3 protein-coding genes are annotated in these 3,456 nt (G+C 70.7%); 1 reads left to right on the top strand and 2 read right to left on the bottom strand.

Annotation, left to right across the window (positions count from 1 at the left end):
- The first annotated feature begins 458 nt into the window (after positions 1-458).
- Positions 459-1,034, top strand: coding sequence for a biotin transporter BioY (locus GRC12_RS42845; RefSeq protein ID WP_133040976.1), 576 nt, complete (start codon positions 459-461; stop codon positions 1,032-1,034).
- On the opposite strand, the gene GRC12_RS42840 is transcribed toward GRC12_RS42845, so the two are convergent.
- On the bottom strand, positions 1,024-2,361 hold the full coding sequence (locus tag GRC12_RS42840; RefSeq protein WP_439959956.1) for an FAD-binding oxidoreductase: 1,338 nt from the start codon (positions 2,359-2,361) through the stop codon (positions 1,024-1,026). The genes GRC12_RS42845 and GRC12_RS42840 overlap by 11 nt on opposite strands.
- Positions 2,362-2,491: 130 nt before the next feature.
- Positions 2,492-3,217 carry an LPXTG cell wall anchor domain-containing protein gene (locus tag GRC12_RS42835; protein WP_208785847.1) on the bottom strand — a complete coding sequence of 242 codons (726 nt, stop codon included), beginning with the start codon at positions 3,215-3,217 and terminating at the stop codon, positions 2,492-2,494.
- Positions 3,218-3,456 lie beyond the last annotated feature (239 nt).

Raw genomic sequence — 3,456 nt, 5'->3', positions numbered from 1 at the left:
CGGCGGTACGGGGCATGGGGAAAACGTCCTCGGGAACGGGGGCCGACACGTCTCGGAGCGTGAGGCGCGCCGGAACCCGCCTCAGACGCTGGTGCTGAGTCGTGCGCGGCTACAGGTGGCGGTCCCCTGGCGTCGCAGGTCGACATAGCGACGCGACGTGAAGTACCGGGACTGGGCGACCATGTCCCGAAGAGTAGGCGAGAAACGGTGAATCCGGCCAGACCACTAGGATTCGTTTGGTGGGATTCGACAGTCCGGGCTCCGGCCCGCCACGTGAGGGAGACGTCCCGGCCTCAGTGACCAGTGTCACGCCGAACCGGGTGTAACCAGCACTCTTTGTCCGGAGCCCACCAAGCCGTCGCTCCACCCTTTGTCGAACGCTGACGGTGATCACCTCCGGGCACGCGGGTTAACGTCACCCTGTCCCTGCATGCCCCCGACACCCGCGGAGAGTCCCCATGAGCACCGCTGCCGCCACCGTCCGCCCCCGCGAGGTCCTCGCCGACCTGCTCCCCGCGTCCCGTGTGCGGGACGTGGCGCTCGTGCTCGGCGGCGCGGCGCTCACCGGTCTCGCGGCCCAGATCTCGGTGCCCGTCCCGCACTCCCCGGTCCCGGTGACCGGCCAGACCTTCGCCGCCCTGCTGGTCGGCACGACGCTCGGCGCGAGCCGCGGCCTGGCCTCGCTCGTGCTGTACGCGCTGGCCGGGCTCGCCGGTGTGCCGTGGTTCGCCGGCGGCAGCTCCGGCGCGTCCGTCTCCTTCGGCTACATCCTCGGCATGCTGCTCGCCTCCACCGTCGTGGGCGCCCTGGCCCGTCGCGGCGCCGACCGCTCCGTGGTGCGCATGGCGGGCACGATGCTGCTGGGCGAGGCGCTCATCTACGCCGTCGGCGTCCCGTACCTGGCCTACGCGGCCGACATGTCCCTCTCCGCCGCGATCGCGGCCGGCCTCACCCCGTTCCTGATCGGCGACGCCCTGAAGGCGGCCCTGGCGATGGGCGTCATGCCGGCCGCCTGGAAGCTGGTCAGGCGCTGACGTCGTAGGTCCTGCGGAAGAGGTTCGCCGGGTCGTACTGAGACTTCAGCCCGGCGAGCCTCTTGCGCGTCCCGTCGTCGTACAGCCCCTCGGTCCGGTCCCCGGCCCCGAAGGCGAAGTTGAGCGCCCGGCCGAGGGTGACCGGCGCGAGCAGCGCGAACGCCGGGTCCAGCACCGCCCGCGCCTGCTGACGGTCCCCGACCGTCAACAGCCGCACCAGGAAACGGCCTTCGCGGTACGGCACCGAGTTCGGCGCGGGCCGCGCGAGCGCCCCGCCCAGATGATTGACCTGCACGACACACATCGGCCCGCCCGCGTCCGGCCCGGTGCGCGCGAGCACGTCGGCCACCCGGTCGACGGCCGGCTCGCCCAGCACCGCGCTGTCCCCGTAGTAGGCGTGCGGGAAGTCCGGGTCGCTGTGGATGGTGTGGCTCTCGGCGTACGGCATCTCCCGCAGCGAGTCGGCGATCACCGGCCCGAACTCCCGCAGCGGCGCGGTGATTCGCTCGCTGTCGGCTCCGGTGTGGGCGACCCGTACCGAGACGACGTACCGCCCCCGCAGATGCGGCGGAAGCGCCGGCAGGTCCGGGTACGGTACGGCGGCGAAGGACGAGGTCAGCCCGTCGGGCACGGTTCGTGTCCACTCCTCGTACGCCCGCAGCAGGACCGCCGGATCGGTCTCCCGCCCGTCGAAGGCCACCGAGCCGCCGTACAGCGTCCGCACCGGTACGAGACCGATGTCCAGCTCCGTGACGACGCCGAAGTTGTGGCCGCCGCCGAGGAGGGCCCAGTACAGGTCGGGGTCCGACTCGCGGGTGACGTGCCGTAGCCGCCCGTCCGCCGCGACGACGTCCAGGGACCGCACATGGTCGGCCGCGTAGCCGAACTCCCGTGCCAGGATGCTCAGTCCGCCGCCCAGCGTGTAGGAGACGGCGCCGACGCCCGGCGCGGAGCCGCCCAGCGGCGCGAGCCCGTGCGGTGCGGCGGCCGCGACGACCTGGCCCCAGCGGACGCCGGCCTGGACGCGCACGGTGCGCGCCTCCGCGTCGACGGTGACCCCGTCCATGCGCTTCGTCGTGACGAGGACGCCGCCCTCGAAGCCGCCGGGCAGTCCGTGCCCGGTGGCCTGGACGCCGATCGGCAGGTCCCTCTGCGCCGCGTACCGCACGGCGGCGATCACGTCCTCGGCGGTCCCGGCGGGGCAGACCACGGCGGGGCGCTGGACGAACCCGGTCTGGAAACCGGCCAGTTCGTCGTCGTAGCCGGAGTCGCCGGGGCGGAGGAAACGGGGAGTCGCGGTGTTGTCGGCGGAGGTCATGACCGGCATCCTGCCCGCATAACCTGACACCCGCCGTCAGCTTTTCGGGTGAAGCAGGATGAGGTGAAGTGAGGTGACGTTTCGTGAGGTGAAGCGACGGGCCGGGACGCTCGCACGCCCCGGCCCGCGATGGCCGTACTCAGCCGCGCAGCTGCTGGGTGGGCCGCCGGGTCGACCACCACAGCCCGAACGCGCCGGCGGTCAGCAGCGCCGCGCCCGCCGCGCCGAGCGGCAGCAGGTCCTGTCCGACACCGGTCTTGGGCAGTTCGCCGCCGCTCGGTGCCACCGGCTTGTTGTCGGTGCCGAGGAGCAGCGGGGTGGCCGGGGCGTTCGGCGACGGGTTCGTCGTACCGAACGGCACCGGGCCCTGCTGCCAGTACGTCTTCTTCCCGTCACCGGCCTGGACGGGCAGGCAGATCTTGCCCTGCTTTTTCAGGTCGTACGTGGCGTCCACGGCGTACGACTTCGATTTTCCGGCCGCCAGATTGTCGATCGGGCAGGCGAATCCGCTGTTCGACCCCGCGGGAAGGTCATTCTTACCGATCGCGGAGCAGCCCTGGACGTTCTTGACGGTGAGGCCGTCGAAACCGACGACCAGAAGCTGGATCTTTCCGCTGTCCTTGGTCCCCTGATTCTTCACCGTGGCGGTGATCGCCGTCTTCTGCGTGCTGTTGTCGACCGAGATCCTCGAGGGCAGGAGAGTCGTCAGCTTGACGCCTGCCGGGGCCGCGTCCATGGCCTTTCCCCCCTGGCTGCTCCCGGGCCCCTGATCGTCGGCGCTGGCCGTGCAGGAAAGGATCAGCACGGCCGAAAAGGCCGCCGTGACCAGTGATCCCGCTATGGCCGTCGTACGACGAGAACTCATGTTCGTCCCCCTTGCGTCCCCCTGAGCTGCGCCTGAATTCGCAGTACTTGAAGAGGTACCACAAGATTTCTCCGCACTATGCTGATACGGCACTAAGTGTGACTATTGTGTTTCCGTCGGGGCGGTCGTTGAGGGGGTGCAGCGGTTTGCCGGGGAATGTGAGCGGTGGCGGTGTTCCAGGGCTGCTGGTGAACGGGCGTTATCGATTGGGCGGGATTATCGGCCAGGGGGGAATGGGG

Source organism: Streptomyces griseorubiginosus, assembly GCF_017614965.1.
Lineage (GTDB): Bacteria > Actinomycetota > Actinomycetes > Streptomycetales > Streptomycetaceae > Streptomyces > Streptomyces griseorubiginosus_B.
Note: the sequence above shows the minus strand (reverse complement) of the source record. Positions and strands in the feature narration are given on the sequence as shown.